Source organism: Bacteroides togonis, assembly GCF_900130135.1.
GTDB lineage: Bacteria > Bacteroidota > Bacteroidia > Bacteroidales > Bacteroidaceae > Bacteroides > Bacteroides pullorum.
This window is the reverse complement of the sequence record NZ_LT670820.1, coordinates 2,102,726-2,126,218: the sequence shown is the minus strand read 5'-3', so window position 1 is coordinate 2,126,218 and position 23,493 is coordinate 2,102,726. Positions and strand designations below refer to the sequence as shown.

The window sequence follows — 23,493 nt, the reverse complement described above, 5'->3', positions numbered from 1 at the left end:
TCGCTCAAGTTAATAGTTACGCTATAGGAGTGGCTGTTTTTCGTTTCCGGTCATTGATTGGGTATTGACGAAGGTGAAAGATTATTCAGATTAGCTGCAAATCTCTGTTGAAGTCTTTCTTTCAGAAAAAAACTTTCACGCTTTCACGGTCCTATAAATTATTGGAATTCAAAGGATTGTTGTGAAATCAATGTTTCATGCGTCCTTATAGGCATCTTTCACGGTAAATGCCTTGTACATAGTTGGTTACGGTGAAACTTCACGGGTGAAACTTCTTCATACACAATAGAAACGCTCGTAAACAGGATGAAGGATGTGAAACATCTTGAATAAATGGCACTACGTGGGAGATTTCATGCTTTTTGATAAGAACGGATAGAAAAAATGGTCATAAAGACTGTTCTATTCGGCTTATTTCATTATTTTTGCTGGGTACAATTAATCTGTTTAGTGTGATGATGATGAAAACCGGTTACCTTATATCGCTCATAGTATTATTGGGGTGTTTCCCTTTGAATGCACGTGCACTTCAGGACGATTTGATTTTGAAACGGATGGGTGTGGAACAAGGGTTGTCGAACAATTATGTGGTAGATATTACGCAAGATAACCAGGGCTGTGTATGGATTGCAACAGAGTCCGGACTCAACAAGTTCGACGGACGTTACTTCACTGTTTATAACCGAAACAATTCACAGATTAGCGGCAATGAACATAATGCATTGCTTTCCGTGCCGCAAGACAATACGATCTGGATAGGAACGCAGCGCGATGGTATCAGTATCTTTGATGTAGGCAGCCAGACGTTTGAGACTTTAGACGTATATGGCGGACTGATTACAAACGACGTGACCGACCTGAAAATGGCGGCGGACGGTGGTGTCTGGATTACTCATTATCATTTGGGTATCGATCATTACGACCGGAAGACGAAGAAGATAGAGTGTTACAGCACGTCCAATGTCAAGGGATTTACGGGCCGTAACTGGACTTCGTGCGATGACGGGAAAGGTCATCTCTATGTGGGACACGTGAATGACGGTCTCAGTATCATAGACTTGAAGACACGTACTTGTGAGAATTTCCGCCATTCTACTGACGACCCCAAGAGCATTCCGAGTAATACGGTTCATGCCATTCTGATGGATAGTGCAGAACGGATATGGGTCGGTACGGAGAACGGCCTTTCTTTGTTCAATCCGGTTACGAAGGAGTTTACGACCTTCCGTAATCAGCCTGACAATCCCCGTTCCCTATTGTCCAATCAGGTGTACGATATCAGGCAGACACGCGATGGAAACATTTGGGTTTGTACCAATATGGGCGGAGTCAGCATTCTTGATTTACGCCAAAATTCTTTTATCCGCCCTGAACAGGTGCAATTCCGCAATCTTGTAGTGACAAACGATATACATGGTTTGTCTTCACCCAATGCGCGGTGTTTGTTCGAAGATTCTTTCGGTAACATCTGGATTGGTAATTATCGGGGTGGGGTGGATGTCATCAGTCATCAGCAGCCTTTGTTCAAGACGTTGCCTTATCAGAAGAAACGCTACGGCGAATATACCAACAAGCAGGTGTGGGGTATCAATGTTGATGTGGACGGTCGTTTGTGGTTGGGTGGAGAGAATGAAGTAGCAGTGTTCGACAAGGGTAAAATGAAAGATTTGCTGAAGCCGCAAGCCGTAAAGAATACACATGTGAATGTTATCTATAGAGACCGTTCAGGTGACTTGTGGATGGGTATGTATCTGGATGGAGTGACAGTGTATCGCCACAAAACGGGGCGCATGGAGCGGATTGCCGAAGGATACCCTAATCTTGACGTACGATGTTTCCATGAAGATACGGACGGCAAGATGTGGATTGGTACGGAAAGCGGTATCTACAGCTATGTCGGCGGACGGTTCTGTTGTGAGGACAGCATTAACAGTCAGTTGGCCGACAATATGGTACATAGTATTCTGCGTGACAGGCAGGGAAAACTGTGGATTGGCACCTTCGGTAAGGGTGTTCAGATTCTGAACCGTCATAGCAATTTGGTTTATAGTCTGACTACGGACAATGGAATGGCTTCGAATGCTGTATCCCATTTGGCTATGAATAGCCGTGGCGAAATCTGGGCTGCAACAAGGAATGGCCTTGTCTTTTTTGAACGGACAGACAATCCGAATGGATTCCGTATATTTTCAGAGAAAGACGGCATAGAGAACAGTTATGTCAGAGCCATACAGGAGGATGGGAAAGGTAATATTTGGTTCAGTACAAACAATGGTATTTCGTGTTATGAGAAAGCGACAGGAATGTTCAGAAATTATAATTACCATGACGGCGTTCCCCGTGGTGACTTTATGGACGGATCGGTTTGTCGGACAGCTGATGGCACTATTTATTTTGGCTCGCAGAATGGTGTATGCTATTTTCATCCTGCTACTCTTGATAATGGTGACAAGGTGGCCCCAGTAGTCTTTACTGAGTGTCGGAGTATGACGGGGGATTTACGGCCGGAGTATGCCGAGGTAATGGTCCCCATCGTTAAGAATAAGATTAAGCTTTCTTATCGAAACAATAATCTGAGAATTGGCTTCAATGTGACCGATTTCTCACAAGCAGGTCAGGTGGAGTATATTTATCAGATGGAAGGGTTGAATGATTCCTGGTACAATACGCATGGTGAGAATCAGGTTACGTTCAGGAATCTGCCCTACGGAAATTATACGTTCAAGGTGAATGCCCGGATGAGAAATCAAGCTTGGACGGATGAGAATATTGCCTCATTGACGTTGGTAATCGAACCACCTCTATGGTTGGCGTGGTATGCAAAGTTGTTCTATGTGGCTGTAGCATGCCTGATTCTCTTTTTTATTCTGCGTTTCTATAAGCATAAACTTGATTTGGAGAATAAACTGAGTCTGGAGCACCAACAGCTGGAGAATGGAGAGAAACTTAATGCAGAAAGGCTTCGTTTCTATACCAACATTACACACGAGTTGCGTACGCCGCTTACGCTCATTATCGGACCTTTGGAAGATCTTCTGTCGGATAAGTCGCTATCACAGAAACATGCGGAACGTATCGGTATCATACATAGCAATGCCAATAGGTTGCTGGCGTTGATTAACCAGATATTGGAGTTCCGAAAGACAGAAACACAGAATCGGAAATTGCTGATAGAAAAAGCTAATCTTGGGAAGTTGGTAAGAGAAATCGGTTTGGGTTTTAAGGAATTGAATCAGAACAGTCGAGTCGATATCGAGGTGAAGATTGAAACAGAAGAAACGGAACTCTATTTCGATCCCGAAATAGTAAGGATTATCCTTAATAATCTGATGTCCAATGCCATGAAGTATACGCCTGAGGGAGTCATCACTTTATCTCTCGACAAACGTGAGGAAGCCGGGCAGAGCTATACTGAAATCAAGGTTAAAGATACAGGGTTCGGCATTGATCCGGAGTCAATACCTCACATTTTTGATCGTTATTATCAGGCGGAAGGCAAGCATCAGGCTTCAGGCACAGGCATAGGGTTGGCCTTGGTGAAGTCATTGGCCGATTTGCATGAAGCAAAGATCATGGTGGAAAGTGAACTGAATGAAGGTAGCTGCTTTACTCTCAGCCTTTTGACCGACAATACATATCCTCATGCACAACATAAGCAGGAGGTTTCAAGTAGTGCTAAAACATCTGTAGCTGAAACTGCTGTTAAGGATGCGTTGGTTGAAGGGGAAGATGCACGTCCCGTTCTGCTAGTGGTAGAAGACAACAATGATATCCGTGAGTATATCCGAAGTTCCTTCGAGGATATGTATGAGGTACTTACTGCTTCCAATGGAAAAGAAGGCTGGGACATTGCCAAGGTGCGTATACCTAGTGTCATTGTCAGTGACATTATGATGCCCATTATGGATGGTATTGCTTTCTGTAAACGTGTGAAGCAGGATATGCGTACCAGTCATATTCCTGTGATTTTGCTGACGGCCAAAGATAGTATTCAGGATCGGGAAGAAGGGTATGCCGTTGGAGCCGATTCATTTATAGCCAAGCCTTTCAGTGCTCGTCTATTGACTCGGAGAATTGAGAATCTGCTGGCTGGTAGAAGAAAGTTGGCGGCCCTGATTGCTGCAAAGACTGTATCGTCAGTAGGTTCGTCCACTCAAGAGGCTTTAAAGGATCTGGGTGAAGGAAATCACACACTGAATAAGCTTGATCGTGAGTTTTTGGATAAGGTAGCCCGTATTATTGAAGAAAATCTTAGCATGGAAAAGATTGATGTGGGGTTCATTGCCGACAAAATGTGTATGAGTCATTCTACGCTTTATCGGAAAATTAAGTGTCTGACAGATATGTCGGTCAACGAATTTGTGAGAAAAGTGAAGTTGAAGAAAAGTGTGGATCTCCTGTTAGGTGGTGAGTATAGTATTGCTGAGATCTCAGACTTAGCCGGTTTCAGTAGTGTGGCTTATTTCAGACAGTGCTTTAAGGATGAATATGGCATGGCTCCTTCGGAATATCTGAAGCAGAAGAGCCGGGGGTGATATATTATATTTCAGGCACGGATGACAATTTATCTGTATCATCCGTGCCTGAAGGGTCGGACGCACCGTGGTGCGTCCCTACATGCTGTTATTATCAGAATAAATCCCACGTACGGATTTCATCCTTCCAATGGTGATCTTTGGGGAATGGTTGTTCGCTCCAAGCTCGTTTGCTGGTCCAGTCCTGGGGGGCATCGGTCCAGAATGGATGGCTGGCTGGCAGCCCCAAAGGCAGGAAAGCCAGGGAAGTCATGTATAAGCTACCATTGTTGGTGTACCAGTCTGCAATATTGGGCTGTCGTCCGCTGAATCCAATGGTCAAATAACCACCTTCATTGAAATTGTTGCCGCTGGCAAACATACGTTTCATGACGGCAGTGAGGGCGCAACGTACCTGAGCGTTGGTCACACCAGCCGGCAGTTCCTGATACCAGGCCATCAAAGCGAGGGGTTGCATGGTAGCCATGCGGTAGGGGATGGATCGTCCGAAGACAGGGAAGGTTCCTTCAGGTGAGATGAAGCGTTCCAGTATCAGGCTGTACTTCTGGGCACGGCGCAAGGCACGGTCATAATACTTGGAATAATGTATGCGTGTATAAGCCTTGACGTCTTTCATGGCCTGAAGAGTTTCCAGATACATGGGATGGAATACATAGCTACTGTAATAGTCGAAAGCAAAGCTCGGGCCGTCAGCATACCAGCCGTCTCCGGTATACCATTCTTCTACCTTGCGGATAGCGGAATTGATACGATAGGCATCATAAGGTGCCCCGGCTTTAGCCAGGAAACTTTCGATAGTGGATGAGAAGAGCAGCCAATTAGTGTATGGCGGATCGATACGGCGTAACAGCGTGAACTCTTCAATGTAGCGTTGCTTGGTGGTGTCATCCAAAGGTTTCCACAGCTGATCGAATGCACGGAGAAAGCTTTCTGCAATATAGGCTGCGTCTACTAGGGGCTGGCCTTCCTTACGCCACAGTAGGTAGTCGGGACTCTGTGGATCTACAGCGTTGGCATAGCTTTCCAAAGCCCATTCGCGTAATTGCTTGCGCATGGCTCCTTCTGCTGTATTGTCATCGGGGAGGGTAAGCCATGGGGCGATACCTGCCATCAGACGGCCGAAAGCTTCCATGTAGGTTACCCTTTTGTCGCGACCGTCCCATGTAGGACTAACTTCTACAATCATGTTCTTTTGAAGTTCTCCTTTGGACATATTACTCAAGATAGGGGCAGCCATCTTGTAGGCAAGGTCACACCAGTAAGCACGGTCTTGAGTCTTGGGAGCTTCCAGGTAACGTACATACTCACAGGCTGCCAACAGGAAGGCACCTACACCGAAGTTTGCGGTAGAGTTAGCATCAACAACCTGGCCGGGGATGGCTTTTTCGCCGATAGGTTGTACGTAACCCACAGCTCCGTTTTTCTGAAGAGCGGTTTTCGACAGGTAGTTCCATGCTTTGTTGACAATGGGCAGGTATTCAGCCTCGTCCAGATAACCGTTGTTGATGCCCCACAGGATGCCATAAGTAAAGAAGGCAGTACCGCTTGTTTCAGGGCCGGGCGCATGTTCGGGATCCATCATACTGCGGGTCCAATACCCTTCGGGTTGCTGGATGGCAGCTACTGCTTTAGCCAGTTTCTGGAATTTCTCCACGAAAAAGGCGCGATGCTTGTAGTCGGCCGGCAGATCTTTCAACACTTTAGCCAGTCCGGCCAGTACCCATCCGTCACCACGGGCCCAGAAGTCTTTTTTCCCGTTGACACTTTTGTGTTTGGGATAGACGTATTTGGCATCGCGGTAATAGAGATTTTCTTCTTTGTCGAACATGATCTGGTCGGAATAGGTGATATATTCGTATAACTTGTCCAGATAGAGAGAATTGTGAGTAATCTTATATAATTTTGTCATGACCGGCATAACCATGTACAGACCGTCGCTCCACCACCAATAGTCGTTTTGCGGAGTGCTCATCTGATATTCCATGACTTCGCGTGCACGCTTGATTTTATAGTCTTCAGGTGCCAGATTATAAAGGTCGGCATACGTTTGGAAACAAATCTGATAATCGCCGAACAGAACGTATTCGTCCGATTCTCCGTATGAATATTTCCACTGGGAACGGTCGTTGCTTTTGGCTCCTTTCCATTCGTTGTGTTTGGCCCATGCTTCGGAGTAGGCACGGTAAGTCTCATTGCCTGTCAGGAAGTAAGCTTCCATGTTGCCGGTGTGATAGGCTGCGTTGTCCCAGAAAGAACGTACTTCTGGCTTGTTTTCAGCTTGCCAGTGTTGGTTCACTTTGTCAATGATCTTTCGGACCTGTTCGGCCTCGGAAGTCTTGGCAAATGTTGCAACCGGTAATAGTCCAATGAAACAGGCTGCAAATGTTTTAAGAATTTTGTTCATAAGTTTTGTATGTTAATTATTGTTTGGTATTGATCTCGAGTACATATACGGGAGTTGGTTCGGAAGCGATTTGTTTCTCGCCGTCGCCCTGATGGGTTTCTTGTACGAAAACATGAAGCTGACGGTTTTGTTTCCATAATTCTGTATCAAGACTGGGTTCCCATGCGTCGACACTGAAGTCGGTAAGATCAGTCACTTGCCATTCTCCGCTTTTGAGGTCAGTGGTATAGGCCATGGATACCTTGCTGCTACGTTCAGCATCGCGAAAGAGGAAGAAAGCCCGTCCTTTGTCTACTGCAATGCGGGGGCGAGAAATGGGAATCATTTTGGTTCCTCCTCCTTTCAGAGAGAAGGCCTGTGTGCGATTCATGATGGGGCGGTTGTGCCAGTTGATGCCGTCATGCCAAACCAGACGATACTGGGGAATGGTATTGTCGGTATCGCGCCAGTAGGTGACAATATAAGGATGACCTTCCGTGTCGGCACTCATACTGGTTTGGTTGATAAGTTCGCTGTTTTGGGGGATACGGCAGGCGTATTCTGCATTAGCTTCACGTATGGGCAGATTATAAGTTTCGCCATTTGATTTTTGCCATGTTTTTCCCCCGTCTGATGAACAGGCGTAGCACAGGTCGTGGTTGGTTTCTACCATCCATGTTTCCCGCCATACCCACGAAAGATGGATTACGTCTTTGGCATCTACGTACAGTTGCCAGTAGGCATTACGTTGTCCCTCGCCATCAATGAGCACGTCTTGGACACGTTGCCATTTACGTTGTTTCAAATTATAACGGTTTAATACGAGATTTCCTCTTCCGGATGCTCCTGAACGATAGACGAAGAGCAAATCTCCGGTGGAGAGACGGTAAAATTCTGGATAAGTGACATCGGCTTCGTCTTTACCGGTCATCGGTTCTTTCTCTCCTAAAACAAGGGATTCGGGAGCAGTACTGCGACAATAGTTCAGCGGTTGTCCATGATGATCAAAGGCAACATGCAAATAGCCTTCGCCATCTACCATTAGGCTGATGACATTGTGGGCATCAGTTACATTACCTTTGTATTGTGAACGCTGAAGTTCCCAATGTTCGGAACCTAGTTTGCGTTTACCGATAACCATATAGCCGTCGGCGTCGTAATAGGCTGTGTATTGATTTTGCTTGAAGGTAACAAGCGAACTGTTGCGGAATACGGTTGTGTTGACTGAAGTGGAACTGTAACCTTTTCCTATTTGAACTAAATGTTGAGCTGATGCAGACAAGCTGCCTATAATGAATGTAAGTAATAAGATGGCGTATTTCATGATAAATTATAGATTATTGTTTGTGCAATATTCGCAAAATTATATGATACCCGCAATGTGTGGAGGGGTAATTTCGATTCCAACAGGTCAGATTGACGCATTTATGTATCTGAATGATTAATTTTTCGTTCTGTAATTGATCCATTTCTTTAGTAAATCAGTCGAAATTCTGCCCATACAGGCAGGTGATCGCTGATGCCTCCTTCGTATCGAGGGCCGATATAAGTACGGAAAGGCTGGACTCCGCCGAATCTTTTGTCCGGAACCAATAGGAACGGTAGGCGAGCTATTCCAGCATGTGCTTCACTAGTAGTGAGTGGAGCATCGGGCTTTAGCAGATTACCTGATACAATAAGGTGGTCAAGCAATCCCCATTCCCCCTGATATTTGTAACTTCCATAGTTTTTCTCCTTTTGGACCTTACGGGCTAGCAAGTGGTATAGCTGATCGTTACGAGGCGTATTGCCGGGAACGAGAGCTTCTGCCTGTATGATTTTCTTGATGGATCGATTGTGAGGATAGTCGTTAAAGTCTCCCATGATGAGTAGCTGTGGATATTGCCGAAGGCTGATGATACTGTCTGCTGTCTGTTTTAGCCGGTGGGCGGCCTTTAGTCGATATGGTTCACTCTCTTTCGCACCGCCTGAACGGGACGGGAAATGAGCGATCAGTATGTCTAAGGTATCGCCGTTCAATAACATCCCGCTTACATGCAAAATATCACGTGTAGGCCGGTCGGATGGTCGGGGTTTGTCGATGGTTATGCTGTGATTGTCTAATAATTTAAACAAGCCACGTTGATAGAGTAAGGCCACATCAATACCACGTTCGTCGTTGGAGTGGGTCAGCACATAACGGTATCCGACTTCACGCAATACGGAGTAGTGTGTCAGATCATACAATACACTGTCATTTTCAACCTCACATAGGGCTATTAGTGCTGGAGGTGTCCATTCGCCCACGGCAATGAGAGTGCGGCCGATGTCGTTCAGCTTTTTCTTGTATTTTGAATAGTTCCAATGGCGAACAGACTCGGGTAGAAACTCGTAGTCGTTTTTTAGTGAGTCATGATAGGTGTCAAAAAGGTTTTCTACATTGTAACTGACTACGCGGAAAGTCAAAGTATCATTGTTTTGTGCCTTGCATAACAGACTGTAGCTTGAAAAAACAAAGACACAGAAAGAATAAAATGCGAAACGCGGTTTCGTATTCTTCCTGTGTCTTTGTAAAAAGAGTATCATCCGTCTGTTCCGTAATTATTTAGTTGGAATGTTTTTCAGAATATCCAACAGATGATCCCAGAATTTCTGAACCGTTGGTATCAGCATACGTTCGTCTGGTGAATGTACTCCTTGCAGAGTAGGACCAAACGAAATCATGTCGAGCGACGGATATTTGTCAAGGAACAGGCCGCATTCCAGTCCTGCATGGATCGCTTTAACCTTGGCATCGACGCCAAACAGGCGTTTATAGGAGGCAGTGGCCACTTCCAGTATTTCGGAATGTGGGTTGGGTTTCCAACCTGGATAACCGTCGCCAAAAGTAACAGTTGCGCCGGCCATTTCAAATACAGTACGTACCATGTTGGCAATGTCTTGTTTCGAGGAGGCCGTGGAACTACGTTGGCTGGTTTCGATACGGATAATATGGTTGGGTTTCATTTTGACAGAAGCCAGATTGGTAGATGTTTCTACCAGGCCGGGAATGTCCTGACTCATGGCAAATACACCGTGAGGACATGCGTAGAGTGCCTGAAGAAGTCGGCGTGTGGTATCGCGGTCAATTGCTTTTGCATGGAAGTTTTCTGATTCCATGATCAGTTGTAGATCTGGATCGATGACGTTATATTCATTTTGTACTTCAGCTGCAAATATATTCAGATCGGTTCGCAAACTGTGTTTGTCATTTTCAGGTATGGCAATGATTGCATGAGCTTCCCGGGCTATGGCATTACGCAAATTGCCTCCATCGATGTCACATAAGTAAAGGTCGTATTTTTGAGAAGCAAGACTCAGGAAACGAGTCAGAATTTTGTTGGCATTGCCCAATCCTAAGTGAATGTCTCCTCCTGAATGGCCGCCTTTCAGACCTTTTACTTGAATTTTACAGCAAAAGTATCCGGCTGGAACATCTATTTCGTGGTAATTGAATTCAGCAACAGAATCTACTCCTCCTGCACATCCGATGAACAGTTCGCCTTCATCTTCCGAGTCGAGGTTCAGTAAGATTTCTCCTGTCATGAATCCCTCTTTCAGGGCAAATGCACCTGTCAAGCCTGTTTCTTCATCCACTGTGAACAAGCACTCCAGAGGGCCGTGTTCAATCGTATCGTCGGTCAGAAGGGCTAATTCGGTTGCTACACCAATACCGTTGTCTGCTCCCAGAGTTGTACCTTTGGCTTTCAGCCATTCTCCGTCTACTTCGGTTTGGATGGGATCTGTCATAAAATCGTGTTTTACATCGCTATTCTTTTCACAGACCATATCCACATGGGATTGCAGAACTACGGTTTTACGGTTTTCCATGCCTGGTGTGGCCGGTTTCCTGATTAACACATTGCCAGCTTCGTCCGATAATGTTTCCAAGTGGTGCTTTTGGCCGAATTCTTTCAGGTAAGCTATTATTTTTTCTTCATGTTTGGAAGGGCGTGGTACTTGGCAGATTTCCTCAAAATAGTGGAACACTCCTGCCGGTTTCAAATTTTTCTTTTCCATACTTCTTTTTGTTTTGGTTTTTGCCTTGTAGCAATCTGTTTTTCCTTTCTCTTAAGGACTGTTGCATGAACGATATATTGCTAAATATGGTTAAATAATGAATTATTCTGCCAACCCATCTTCTTTTTTTAGAAGAAAAAAGGCGGCTTAGTCCTTGCAAAGCCCTATATTTGCACCCACAAAATTAATGGAAATGCTCGAGACTGTATTGATAACTTTGTTAATAGTTGCTATTTGTGTGCTTCTGTTGGGTGTAAAGGTCTTTTTTGTAAAAGGAGGACGATTTCCTAATGGCCATGTAAGCGGTAATAAGGCGCTTCGTAAGAAAGGCATTGGATGCGTTCAGTCGCAAGACAGAGCTGCGCAGAAAAAATCTCGTTTTTCCATTGATGAATTGGAAAAAGCCTTGAATGAAAGTGTGAACTAATTAATTCTAAAAATATTATTGTATTCAAAATTATGAAGAAATTGAATTACCTCCTGAACGGTTTGGCTGCTTTGGCCTTTGTTGTTTTGTTTTCCCAATGTGCAGGCAATACAAACAATCAATCGGTTAGTGCTCCTGCTCAAGCCGGCCTGTCAGGCATGAAGATTGCTTATGTAGAGATAGACACATTGTTGGCCAAATACAATTTCTGCATTGACCTGAATGAAGCGATGGTGAAGAAGAGCGAAAATGTACGTCTGACACTTAACCAGAAGGCTTCTGAGTTGGAAAAGCAAAAGCAGGAATTCCAGACCAAATATCAGAACAATGCTTATCTTTCGCAGGAAAGAGCTCAACAGGAATACAATCGTATTGCTAAGTTGGAGCAAGATTTGCAGGCCCTGAGCAATAAATTGCAGTCTGAACTGATGAGCGAAAATGAAAAAAACAGTTTGCAGCTGCGTGATTCTATTAATTCTTTCTTGAAAGAATATAACAAGACAAAAGGCTACAGCATGATTATCAGCAATACTGGTTTTGATAATCTGTTGTATGCCGATAGCGTTTACAATATTACAAAGGAAATTTTGGAAGGTTTGAATGCACGTTATTCTTCACCGGCCAAGAAATAAGGAAATTGGTGTAATCGATAAAAAGGGCGGTTCAAAAATGAGCCGCCCTTTTTTATGGGGTTATTCGTTATTTAGAAAATAAAATCTAATTCTTAAGAATAAGGAACATTAGATGTCTTCTTCTTCCGGTTCGTCTTTAGTGACCAGTAGTTTGTCTACTCGTCCGCGATCCATATCTACAATTTCAAAGTGCAGGTTTTTGTATGTGAAAAGATCACCGGCTTTCGGAACACGTCCTACAAGGAACATGGCCAGTCCGCTTAGTGTGGTGAAGTCTTCTTCTTTCAGATCATCATAATCGAGGATGCCCATGGCTTCCATGAAGTCGTCCAAATTCATGGAGGCTTCTACCAGTAGCGAACCATCCTGGCGTGCTACGATGTCTTGTTCTTCCATTTCGTTTTCTTCCAGAATATCGCCGAAGATACTTTCTGTCAGATCATGCAGGGTGATGATACCTTGTGTGTTGCCATATTCGTCAACCACTACTCCAAATTTGTTTTTATTCTTCTTGAAGATTTCCAGAACTTTCTTTGCATAAAGGCTTTCGGGAATAAATTGGGCCGGACGAGCAATGCTGCGCAAGTCGAAACGTTGATTGGTATTGCCCATCATCAAGATGATATCTTTCACTGATACGACACCGATGATATCTTCCATGCTTTTGTCAGTTAGCAGGTATTTGCTGAAATGCTGTTCTTGGATTGTTTTCAGCACTTGTTCAGGACTGTCTGTCGGGTGGAGCACGACGATGTCGCGTCGGTAGGTCATCAAATCATTGGCACGTTTGTCCGAGAAACGGAATACGTCTTTTAGCATTTCGGTTTCGTCTTTGTCAATGACACCCTGTTCGGAGCTTTGGTGGAGTATCATTTTCAGTTCGTCTTGTGTCATTTGGCGTTCTTCGTTGTTTTCCATACCGATAAGACGGTTGGTCAGGCGTGTGGATGCGCTGAGGAGGTAGACAAACGGATAGGAAATTTTGCTGAGTACGATCATGAACGGACTGAGGCGGGTTGCCCATTTCTCAGGGTTGTTCATGGCAACGGTTTTCGGAACCAGTTCACCGATAATTAAGGATAGATAGGTGATAACGGCTACTGTGGTTATCATGGCCAGATTTGCTGCGTATGGCTCAGCTCCAGGAATCAGAGCAAATAGTGGAACCAGGTCGTCTGCAATATTTGCACCACCGTACGCACCGGAAACAATTCCGATGAGAGTGATGCCTATTTGGATTGTAGAAAGAAATTTTTCGGGTTCTTCCAGTTGTTTCAGTACCCCTTTGGCTCGTTTGTTTCCTTTGCTGACCAGAGTTTCTAGCCGTGCTTTACTGGATGATACAAGTGCGATTTCATACATGGCAAAAATGCCGTTCAATACTAATAAAAGTAGAATGATAATAAATTCCATATAATAAATGAAGTGTTTTCGCCGCAAACATACTAAATTTGGAGCAATTTTGTAATCTTTTGTAATAAAACATCTGTAAATAATGAAAAAAGAGTTCTTTTTGGCAGGTATGCTGCTATGTTTGGTTGTGTTGTCTGTACAGGCGGCACGGGTGGATACGGTAATGGTTAAAAGCCGTTCCATGGACAAGGAGGTTCAAGTTGTTTATGTTGTGCCTGACAAGGCAGAAGGCGATCGGGCTCAGGCGTGTCCGGTAGTTTATTTATTACATGGTTACGGTGGAAATGCCAAGACATGGATCAATATCAAACCTCAATTGCCTTCCATAGCCGACGAAAAAGGTATTATATTCGTTTGTCCGGATGGAAAAAACAGTTGGTACTGGGATAGTCCGGTGAACTCTTCATACCGTTATGAAACATTTGTATCTTCCGAATTGATTGCTTATACGGATAGTCATTATAAGACGATTGCAGCACCTCAGGGTCGTGCGATTACAGGACTGAGTATGGGTGGCCACGGTGCTTTGTGGAATGCCTTCCGTCATAAAGATGTATTTGGTGCTGCCGGCAGTACCAGCGGTGGAGTGGATATCCGTCCTTTCCCGCTGAACTGGCAGATGAATAAACAGCTGGGAGAGTATGCTGCCAATAGGAAACGTTGGGACGAACATACAGCCATTAATCAGATAGACAAGATAGAGAATGGTGATTTGGCCATTATATTCGATTGCGGTGAGAGTGATTTCTTTCTTGAGGTGAATAAAGAACTTCATCAACGTTTATTGGGCCGGGGGATCGATCACGATTTTATTACCAGACCCGGCACACATAATAATACTTATTGGAATAATTCCATTGATTACCAGATTTTGTTTTTTGAGAAATTTTTCGGAAAACAGAAGTAGCCCAGATTTTATTGGCTGAAAAAGAATTGATTGAAAGAAACTTCGTGGGTTGACATTTACATGTGTATTGCCCTCGAAGCTTCTTTTCATTTATGACAGGTTAGCTTTCTTCACAACTATTTTGTACCCGATGGCTGCCATCAGGATGCTCATTAGCGGACTGATGAGGTTGAAGAAGCAGAAGGGTAGATAGACCAGTGTAGGTACACTCAAGATGGTGGCCTGGGTCATGCCGCAAGTATTCCATGGAATCAGTACGGAAGTGACTGTTACGGCATCTTCGGTTGTTCGGCTCAACAGACGGCTTTCGTAGCCTTGTCTTTTATAAATGTCTCCAAACATATTACCCAGCAGAATGATGCTGATATATTGGTCGGCTGTGGCTATGTTCAAAAAGAGTCCTGAAAAAACCGTAGAAGCTACAGTGCTGACACGGCTTTTAATAAAACGTACACATACGGATGTGATACTACCCAACATGCCACTGGCCGTCATGGCTCCACCGAAGCACATGGCGCATAGGATAAGCCATACGGTATTCATCATACCTGACATACCCCGGGTGGCGACCAGTTCAGTCAGGATGCTATTATCGGTCTGCAGGCTGGTACTTCCATAGCAGGTCATCATTGTTCCTTTGAACAAGCTTCCACCTTCTGCTACTTCGCGCAGCAGGTCGGGCTGAAAGATGAGGGCGGCTGCACAAGCCAGTACGGTCGAGATGGCCAAGGTGACAATAGAGGGTACTTTGCGTGCAATAAGAATGCCTGTTACGATGGGAACAAGCAACAGCCAGGGAGTAATATGAAATTTGTTTTCCAGTGTTGCACCAAATGCAGCCATTTCTTGGGCCGTGCTACCGCCGTCGTGCGTTAACCCCATGATGGTGAAGAGTGTGATAGCTATGAGTAGGGAAGGCACAGTCGTAATCATCATGTAGCGGATGTGGGTAAAAAGAGGAGTATCTGTAACCGATGAAGCCAGAATGGTCGTGTCAGACAGAGGGGAAACTTTGTCTCCAAAATAGGCTCCTGAGATGATAGCACCGGCTATCCATCCTTCGTGGAACCCTTGTGCTTTGCCGATGCCCATCAGGGCAATGCCGATAGTAGCGATAGTGGTCCATGAACTTCCAGTCATTACGGATACGAGAGCGCAGATAAGGCAGGTCGAAGCCAGAAAAAAATCAGGATGGATTATCTGCATGCCATAATATATTAAGGTTGGCACTACACCACTGATCATCCAAGTTCCGCTTAATGCACCGATAATAAGCAGAATGAGAAGGGCGGTAGAGACACCTGCTATATTATTGGTTATTGCCCGTTCAAAGTTTTTCCAAGGAATGCGGTAGAAGGCCATTCCGATAAGTGCACAGCAGGCAGTGGTTACTAATAAGGAAATTTGGCTACCACCGTTCAGCGCATCACTTCCGAAAGTACTAATGGTGGCAAACAACATTCCTGCCAGCAACGCAATAGGCAGGAGGGATACGAGGGGAGAGGGAATCTTCTTCGTTGAATTCATGCTTATTTTTCAATTTTGCGGCAAAGGTACGATAAAATTTATGCTTATTCCGTATCCGTAGGGGAATATTGCATAAAAATAATGTTTTGATAGGGATACTTTGGCTTTTATATTATTTTGTGTGAATATATATTCGGATTTTTACTAGTTTTTTTCTTTTTTCGAAGTTGAACCGATTTTGTTATCCATTAAATTTGTACATTCGCAATCTCAAAACGAATTGAAGAATAAAACTTGGATAATCAGATGGAAAACAAGCGATTGAATATTGGAAAGAAAGTGGTTACTTTCGGTGAGGTGATGCTTCGTCTGTCTACCCCCGGTTTCCGGCGTTTTTCGCAGACAAACGAATGGATAGCCACGTATGGTGGTAGTGAGGCTAATGTAGCAGTGTCGTTGGCTCATTTCGGGGTGCCGACTGAGTTTGTAACTCGTTTGCCGGACAATGCCATTGCTCATGCCTGTATTGATTCGTTACGTTCTTATGGGTTGGGCACGGAAGGTGTCGTTTTCGGTGGCAAGCGTATGGGGATTTATTTTTTGGAACCGGGAGCTGCTTTTCGTAATTCCAATGTCGTGTACGATCGCGAGGATTCTGCATTTGCGACTCTTCGTCCGGGTATGATTGACTGGGAGAAGGTGTTCGACGGAGCGGGATGGTTCCATTGGTCGGGTATTGCTGCCGCCCTTTCGCAGGAAGGGGCTGATGCCTGTCGTGAGGCGTTGGAAGTAGCCGATCGCATGGGACTGATCATTTCGTGTGATTTGAATTTCCGCAAGAAACTGTGGAACTATGGACGGACAGCAGCTGAAGTGATGATGCCGCTTGTGCAGTACAGTGATGTATTGTTTGGTGCCGAACCCGAGTATCGGGAGATTATGGGAGTTGAGCCTGTCGGTTTTAAGGCTGTGACCGCAGCTGATGTTTCATTTGAAGCCAATTTGCCTGCATTCGAAACTTTCACGCGTAAAGTAAGTAAGGCTGTACCACGTTGTCAGAAGGTTTTCCTTGAGTTGCGCAATTCTCTCACTGCTAATCATAATTTATTGGCAGCTGTTCTTTTGTCTGATGGAAAGTTCCATCACACTGGAATCTATGACATCGAGCATGAAGTAGATCGTGTGGGTGCCGGCGATGCCTTTGTAGGAGGTATGATTTATGGTTTGCGAGCTTATCCCGATGATGCACAGAAGGCACTTGATTTTGCTTTGGCTGCTTCTGCCTTGAAGAATACGGTCTATGGCGATTTCAATCTGGTGACAGTTGAGGAGGTAGAAAGCCTGATGCAGGGAAATACCTCCGGACGTGTATCAAGATGATGTAAGTGCAAAAAACGGAAAAATCCTGCAAACAGATGCCTTTCTCCATACCTTCTCCGTACCAGGTCCGTACCTGCTCCATGTTTGGGTACTTGTATACGGAGAATGTACGGAGGAGGTAGTGGGTGTGTCATGCTCATTTTGGGGGTTGAAATAGTAGCATGTAGTGGTTTTAATAGAGTGTGAAATGTTATATTGAGTTAAGTTTGCATTACTTTATGTATAGTTTACTTGTCATTTCGTATTCTATGCTTTATATTTGCATCGTAATCTTTAAAACCATTACGATATGAAAACCGATTATCTTTTGTCGCCCTCCTGCAAGAAAGTAGGATTGTGGTTGGGTATTCCTTTTGTGTTGGGAGGTCTTTATCTCTTGCTTGATGGATCGTGGATGGATACATTCTTATCCCAAATGGGGATGAAGGATTGTTTTGATGAACTTGTTGTGGTAGGTCTTGCTGTCTGCTTGTTGCTGGCTTCCTTTTCGTGTGAGAAGGATGAGGACGAATGTATTGCTCATTTGCGCATGCAGGCTTGGACGTTGGCTATTGTGTGCAACTACCTGATTCTGATTGTGGTAACACTTTGCATTTACGGAATGCCATATCTCAATTTTATGGCTGTCAATATGTTTACCGTATTGATTTTGTTTCTTGTCATTTTTCATTGGAAACTTTTGCGTTTCAGAAAGGAGAATCATGAATAATACTTTGCGCGTGCAGCGCGCCATCCATCAGATGACGCAGCAGCAACTGGCCGAGGCGGTAGGAGTGAGCCGCCAGACCATCAATGCCATCGAGACCAAGAAGTATGTTCCTTCTACGGTGTTGGCCCTCAAGATAGCAAAAGTTTTCGGCCAGCCGGTCGAAACAGTTTTCCAGCTGGAGGAAGGTGATTGATTAACTTTGCCCGACTTCTATACAATTGTAGGGCTGTATCAATAACAAGAGAGAATGCGAACCATTCTATCATGTTGTTGATGCAGCCCCATTGCTTTTTTACTTTTGTGTCACCACCGTGATGCCCAGTGAAATCAGCGTCAGTAGGGAGGCGACGGCCGATACACCGCCCCAGCCCCACAGCTCCCAACAGCTGCCGGCCAGGAAGGTACCCAGCGAGCCGCCGATGAAGTAGGTGGTCATGAAGATGGTGTTCAGGCGGTTGGAGGCCGAAGGGCAGAGGTGGAAGATGCTTGTCTGGTTGCTGAGCTGGATGCACTGCATGCCGATATCTATTAGCAGGATGCCTGCCACAATGGCGGCAAAGCTGTTTTGCCCGAAGTAGAAGCAACACCAGGACAGGAGGATGAGCCCGCATCCGATGTAGTTGAAGTTGCGTACACCCACTTTCTTTACCCAACTGCCCACGAAGGAAGCTGTCAAGGCGCCGGCCACGCCGCACAAGCCCAGGAAGCCGATGACGTCGCTGTCGGCATAGAACGGTGCGCTGCCCATCTTGAAGGCCAGGCACGACCACATGCCCAGCATGGAGCCGAAGGCCAGTGCGGAGCGGATGGAGTAAATGCGCAGTTCGGGATAGTCCCTTACTAACTGGAAGAGCGATTTCATCAGGTCGGAGTACCGTCCGCTGAAGGTGGGGCGGATGTCGGGCAGCACCTTGAGCACCACCACAGCACATACTACCATCATGCCGGCAGCTATGTAGTACATTTCGCGCCAGCCCAGCAGTTCGCCGATGTAGCCGCTGACCACGCGCGAGGCCAGGATGCCCGTCAGCAGACCCGAGATGACGATGCCTACGTTGCGCCCCTTGTTCTCAGGGCGAGAGAAGACGGAGGCGATGGGCACGAAGATTTGGGGAATCATGGAACCTATACCCGTGAGCAGCGACGCGGCCCAGATGACATGGATGTCCTTGCTGACGGCCATCGTCAGCATGGAGCAGATGAGCAGGGTGAAATTGGCCAGAATGATTTTCTTACGCGGATAGAGGTCTCCCAGCGGGATGATGAACAGCAGTCCCAGCGCATAGCCCACCTGCGTGATCATGGCGATGAGGTTGGCGCTGAACTCCGTGATGCCCAGTTCCTGCCGTATCAGGTTGAGCAGGGGCTGGTTGTAGTAGATGTTGGCTACAGACACGCCTGCCACGATGGCGAGTGTCCAGAGAATATGGGCGGGAAGGCCGCCGTTTTCTTTCAATTCCTGTTTCATGCGGATGTTGTAACTGCTTATAAAAAGAAAAGAGGGTGTGTCGTAATACGCGATTCACCCTCTTTTCTTTATCAACGATAAGAGCGTTGTTAACTTTTTCAAGCAGCGATATTCTGAAGATAATCTCGATATTTTGTTCCCAATAGCTTAAATGAGTGGTAATAAGGCCGTAAAGGTGTTTAATTGGCCAATTTATCCCCTCTTTATTCATCTTGGTACACATCTTTTTTATATTGAAGGCGATGGCCAGGAAGGAAAAGTCCATAAGGACCTTGTCCTTTCCAAAATGACGGAAGCGCTTGTAGTTCATGTTGAATTTTATCTGTCCAAATACAGCTTCCGGTTCTATACACCTTTGCCCTCTGTGTTTCAGTCCTTCTTCGGAACAGAGAAGTTCCCGGGCTTTCTGTTTGTATATCCTGAGTCGGTGATTCAGTTCTATCGTCCTGTTTCCTTTAGCTTTAAAACACAGACATCTTAACGGACACCCTTCGCATCTGACAGCCCTATACCTGGCATATTCGACTACATATCCGGATTCGGTTTTCGTATGCCTGGTACCTGCCCTCTGCATCTTTTGTCCCATTGGACAGACGCAGTAGTCCTGTTCTTCATTGTAGAAAAAGTTTTCGGCTTTAAAAGGATTCGGTTTAAATCTTGGCCGCTGCTCCATGTGGAAACAATTGTATTTGACGTATGCTTCCATCCCGTTTTCCGACATAAAGTGGTAATTCTCTTCTGATCCGTAACCGGAATCAGCAACCACCGTATGAGCCAAACGGCCGTATCTGTCGGCAAAGGACTTCAGAAAGGGAATCATCGTCAAGGTGTCAGTCGGATTCGGAAAAAGAGAATAATCGATAATGAATTGATTTTCCGTAGCAATCTGAAGATTATATCCTGGTTTTGTCTGACCGTTGTGCATGGCATCCTCCTTCATTCTCATAAAAGTGGCCTCTTTGTCTGTCTTGGAATAAGAGTTGCGGTCCTGAAGATTGTCCAGATGGTTATTGTATTCCTGAAGCTTATCTCTATGTGCTTCCAGTTCTTTCAGCTGCTTGCGTTTCTTTCCCAGCGCAGATTTCTGCTCTTTCGTGGATGGTTCTGAAGTCTGTTCAAGAGCAGTGCGTAATTCTCCCGCCATTTCTGTCAGCATGGAAGGAGTAAACTCAATTTCCTCGTTGTTTTCCGAAGCTTTTTCCTGAGCGATGACGTCATCTATTTGGCTTAACAAAACACTGATTTTCTTCATCAGTCGTTCACGGTTTCGCTCAACGCTCTTCCGCCATACAAAAGTATATTTGTTGGCCTTGGACTCAATCTTTGTTCCGTCAATATATTCCACATTCAGACTGATGAAACCTTTGGATGAAAGCAGAAGTACGGTTTGGGTAAACACTTCGTTGATCTCCTTCTTCACCCGATTACGGAAACGGTTGATAGTAATAAAGTCCGGTTTCTCATAACCGGCTAACCAAATGTAATGGATATCACGACGAAGGAGCTTTTCTATTTTCCGGCAGGAGTATATATTGTTCATATAGGCATACAAGATAACCTTTAGCATCATCTTGGGATGGTAAGGACTACGGCCGCATTCTTTGTATAACTTCCTGAAACCTTCAAGATTCAGGCTTTCAACCAAAGCGTCAACCATGCGTATAGGATCGTTTTCTGCAATATCTTCATCGATTCTTTGCGGAAATAGTACCGTTTGGTTGGGAGTGTAGGGACGAAAATGTATCTTTGCCATATGTATAAATCTTTAGGCTTAAAGATACAAAATCTTTAGGTAACAACAAAGCCCCAGCTTGTGAAAGTCGGGGCTTTGTGCTAAACAAAGAAGGTGTGCTTTTTGACACACCTTCCCAGGAACACACAGGCGATGATGATATGGATCCCGCATCGAGTGCGGGATGACAGAAACCGGATAGCGTTTATGGCTTGACGGGAATATATTCGCCGCCTTTGATGATGGCCTGCCCGTTGGACGAAAGAATATAATCCAGTAGCGGGGCAACGCGGTCGGCATTCTTCTGTTCGTAATAGTAGTAGAGTGGGCGGACGATGGGGTAAGTGCCGTTGGTGGCGTTTTGCGGGGTGGGTTGTGCATACTCGCCTCCTTCGTAGGCCACGGCAAGCGGCTTCACTCGGTGGGAGACGTAGGCCAGTCCCACGTAGCCGATGGCACCACGGGTCTGGCTGACCGACTGGATGACGGCGCCCGTGGCGGGCATGGAAAGGCTGCCAGCCATGTAGTTCTTATTTTTCAGCACGCTCTCTTTGAAGAATTCATACGTGCCGGAGGACGTCTCGCGCGAATAAACGACAATCTTGCGGTCTTCTCCTCCCACTTCTTTCCAGTTGGTAATCTTTCCGCGGAAAATATCTTCCAGTTGCTGGCGGGTCAGCCGGTCGACCGGATTGTCAGGATGGACCACCACGGCAAGGGCGTCTCCAGCGATGATGGTTTCGCGGATGTCTTTGCCTGCCGCCTTAGCTCTCATCTTTTCGCTGAACTTGATGGAGCGCGAAGCCATGGCCAAATCGGCCGTGCCGTCTAGCAATGCGGAAATTCCTACGCCGCTACCTCCGCCGGTGACGGTGACGCGGGCTTCGGGGTGGATTTTCATGAATTCTTCGGCTGTCTGTTGGGCGATGGGCAATACTGTGTCGCTGCCCTTGATGCGTTGGGCGTAGAGGTTGCCGAAGGAAAGAAACCATGCGGCCAGAACAAGAAAAATCTGTATAGTCTTCATTTTAATTATTGTTTTTATGGGCACAAATAACGGAAACAGATGTTTCATGGACGTTACAAAACGGGTGTCCTCGGGATTTGTAACGAAAATGTAATACATATGAAACAGTTTCTTCAAGAGAAAGACACGTTTTCTTAGCATTTCCGCTGTTTCTTTGCGGCGGAAAATTATAGGTACAGAAATTTATTATGCAATGAAGCGGATATTTGAAAAAATTGTAGAAGGACTGCTGGCCTGTAGCGGTTTTGTGACAAGCATCACAATTGTTTTGATTGTGCTCTTCCTCTTTTCGGAAGCGGCGGGGCTGTTTGGTGACAAGGTCATAGAAGAAGGTTACGTGCTGGCGGTTCATCAAGGTACCGGAGTGGACGAGCTGACTCCCGAGGAGATTAAGGATGTGTTTGACGGCGAGATTACCAATTGGAAGGATGTAGGGGGAGAGGATGTCCCCATCCGCCTGTTTCGTCTGGAGGACGCTGAGCGGTATTTCACGGAAGAGCAGTTGGGAGCGTCTTACGAGAATGCGGGCGCATGTATCACAGGGTTGGTAGCCCGTACGCCTGGTATGGTGGCTTTTGTTCCCGAACAGTTTGTGGAGCACAATGACTCAGTGTATTTGATGAAAGATAACACCATCTCGGCGAAGGACGTGTTTGCCGGTGCGGAATGGTTTCCGACTGCTACGCCCGCACCCTTGTTCGGTTTCTTGCCCTTGATAACGGGTACGCTTTGGGTCAGCCTATTTGCCATTCTGATAGCTTTACCCTTCGGACTGTCCGTGGCCATCTATATGTCTGAAGTGGCCCATCCTAAAATCCGTAACGTCTTGAAGCCGGTCATCGAGCTGTTGAGCGGTATTCCATCTGTAGTTTATGGCTTCTTCGGCCTGATAGTCATCGTGCCTTTGCTTCAACAAGTGTTCAACCTACCTGTGGGTGAAAGTGGCTTGGCGGGAAGTATCGTGCTGGCCATCATGGCCTTGCCTACGATAATCACCGTGACGGAAGATGCCATGCGTAACTGTCCCCGGGCTATGCGCGAGGCCAGTCTGGCGCTGGGCGCATCGCAATGGCAGACTATTTATAGAGTGGTGATACCTTACTCCATATCGGGTATTACGTCGGGTGTCGTGTTGGGCATCGGACGCGCTGTGGGCGAGACGATGGCCGTGTTGATGGTGACAGGCAATGCGGCCGTGATACCGTCTTCCATCCTTGAACCGCTTCGCACCATTCCCGCTACGATTGCTGCCGAACTGGGTGAGGCTCCCGCGGGGGGGGCACATTACGCGTCGTTGTTCCTCTTGGGCGTGGTGCTGTTTTTCATTAGTCTGCTGATTAACTTTACGGTGGAGGCGGTGTCGAAGAGAAAGTAA

At 45.8% G+C, this 23,493-nt stretch carries 16 protein-coding genes and 1 pseudogene; 8 read left to right on the top strand and 9 right to left on the bottom strand.

All coding sequences use genetic code 11. The features are described 5' to 3' along the window. The first annotated feature begins 461 nt into the window (after positions 1–461). Complete coding sequence (locus BQ8005_RS09110) at positions 462–4,535, top strand: hybrid sensor histidine kinase/response regulator transcription factor (RefSeq protein WP_075319081.1); 4,074 nt, start codon at positions 462–464, stop codon at positions 4,533–4,535. 94 nt (positions 4,536–4,629) lie between these two features. Here the strand turns inward: BQ8005_RS09110 and BQ8005_RS09105 are convergent, their stop codons facing one another. The 4 genes from BQ8005_RS09105 to BQ8005_RS09090 form a co-directional block, all read right to left on the bottom strand. Then, positions 4,630–6,939 (bottom strand): DUF2264 domain-containing protein, encoded by a 2,310-nt coding sequence (locus tag BQ8005_RS09105; RefSeq protein WP_075317826.1) that lies wholly within the window; start codon positions 6,937–6,939, stop codon positions 4,630–4,632. 16 nt (positions 6,940–6,955) lie between these two features. Continuing rightward, positions 6,956–8,242: an alpha-l-rhamnosidase gene (locus tag BQ8005_RS09100; protein WP_075317825.1), complete on the bottom strand. Its 1,287-nt coding sequence runs from the start codon at positions 8,240–8,242 to the stop codon at positions 6,956–6,958. Between the two features lie 149 nt (positions 8,243–8,391). Then, a complete protein-coding gene (locus BQ8005_RS09095; protein ID WP_111936065.1) occupies positions 8,392–9,483 on the bottom strand; it encodes an endonuclease/exonuclease/phosphatase family protein in 1,092 nt (363 codons plus the stop codon). A 15-nt stretch (positions 9,484–9,498) separates the two neighbouring features. Further along, a complete protein-coding gene (locus BQ8005_RS09090; RefSeq protein ID WP_075317824.1) occupies positions 9,499–10,956 on the bottom strand; it encodes an aminoacyl-histidine dipeptidase in 1,458 nt (485 codons plus the stop codon). A 193-nt stretch (positions 10,957–11,149) separates the two neighbouring features. Here BQ8005_RS09090 and BQ8005_RS09085 point away from each other — a divergent pair, with 193 nt between their 5' ends. Together BQ8005_RS09085 and BQ8005_RS09080 are read left to right on the top strand one after the other, a co-directional pair. Continuing rightward, a complete protein-coding gene (locus tag BQ8005_RS09085; RefSeq protein ID WP_075319077.1) occupies positions 11,150–11,383 on the top strand; it encodes a hypothetical protein in 234 nt (77 codons plus the stop codon). Positions 11,384–11,415: 32 nt separating this feature from the next. After that, entirely contained in the window at positions 11,416–12,015 is a 600-nt protein-coding gene (locus BQ8005_RS09080; RefSeq protein WP_075317823.1) for an OmpH/Skp family outer membrane protein, read from the top strand. Between the two features lie 108 nt (positions 12,016–12,123). On the opposite strand, the gene BQ8005_RS09075 is transcribed toward BQ8005_RS09080, so the two are convergent. Continuing rightward, a complete protein-coding gene (locus BQ8005_RS09075) occupies positions 12,124–13,428 on the bottom strand; it encodes a hemolysin family protein (protein WP_021847509.1) in 1,305 nt (434 codons plus the stop codon). A gap of 82 nt (positions 13,429–13,510) precedes the next feature. Between BQ8005_RS09075 and BQ8005_RS09070 the strand changes: the two genes are divergently transcribed. Next, on the top strand, positions 13,511–14,335 hold the full coding sequence (locus BQ8005_RS09070; RefSeq protein ID WP_021847510.1) for an alpha/beta hydrolase: 825 nt from the start codon (positions 13,511–13,513) through the stop codon (positions 14,333–14,335). Between the two features lie 90 nt (positions 14,336–14,425). Here the strand turns inward: BQ8005_RS09070 and BQ8005_RS09065 are convergent, their stop codons facing one another. Continuing rightward, positions 14,426–15,862, bottom strand: a complete 1,437-nt coding sequence (locus BQ8005_RS09065; protein ID WP_021847511.1) for a Na+/H+ antiporter NhaC family protein — start codon at positions 15,860–15,862, stop codon at positions 14,426–14,428. Positions 15,863–16,108: 246 nt separating this feature from the next. Between BQ8005_RS09065 and BQ8005_RS09060 the strand changes: the two genes are divergently transcribed. The 3 genes from BQ8005_RS09060 (at position 16,109) to BQ8005_RS09050 (ending at position 18,084) form a co-directional block, all read left to right on the top strand. After that, entirely contained in the window at positions 16,109–17,182 is a 1,074-nt protein-coding gene (locus tag BQ8005_RS09060; protein WP_075317822.1) for a sugar kinase, read from the top strand. 289 nt (positions 17,183–17,471) lie between these two features. Beyond that, positions 17,472–17,891, top strand: a complete 420-nt coding sequence (locus BQ8005_RS09055) for a hypothetical protein (RefSeq protein WP_021847513.1) — start codon at positions 17,472–17,474, stop codon at positions 17,889–17,891. Further along, complete coding sequence (locus tag BQ8005_RS09050) at positions 17,884–18,084, top strand: helix-turn-helix transcriptional regulator (protein WP_021847514.1); 201 nt, start codon at positions 17,884–17,886, stop codon at positions 18,082–18,084. The genes BQ8005_RS09055 and BQ8005_RS09050 overlap by 8 nt, the downstream gene beginning before the upstream one ends. A gap of 99 nt (positions 18,085–18,183) precedes the next feature. On the opposite strand, the gene BQ8005_RS09045 is transcribed toward BQ8005_RS09050, so the two are convergent. The 3 genes and pseudogenes from BQ8005_RS09045 to BQ8005_RS09035 form a co-directional block, all read right to left on the bottom strand. Further along, positions 18,184–19,359: an MFS transporter gene (locus tag BQ8005_RS09045; protein WP_075317821.1), complete on the bottom strand. Its 1,176-nt coding sequence runs from the start codon at positions 19,357–19,359 to the stop codon at positions 18,184–18,186. 196 nt (positions 19,360–19,555) lie between these two features. Beyond that, a pseudogene (locus BQ8005_RS09040) lies at positions 19,556–21,112 on the bottom strand (IS1182 family transposase); the annotation flags it as partial. 184 nt (positions 21,113–21,296) lie between these two features. Continuing rightward, positions 21,297–22,118: a PstS family phosphate ABC transporter substrate-binding protein gene (locus tag BQ8005_RS09035; RefSeq protein ID WP_246593188.1), complete on the bottom strand. Its 822-nt coding sequence runs from the start codon at positions 22,116–22,118 to the stop codon at positions 21,297–21,299. Positions 22,119–22,311: 193 nt separating this feature from the next. Here BQ8005_RS09035 and pstC point away from each other — a divergent pair, with 193 nt between their 5' ends. Beyond that, positions 22,312–23,493, top strand: coding sequence for a phosphate ABC transporter permease subunit PstC (gene pstC / locus BQ8005_RS09030; RefSeq protein ID WP_021846519.1), 1,182 nt, complete (start codon positions 22,312–22,314; stop codon positions 23,491–23,493).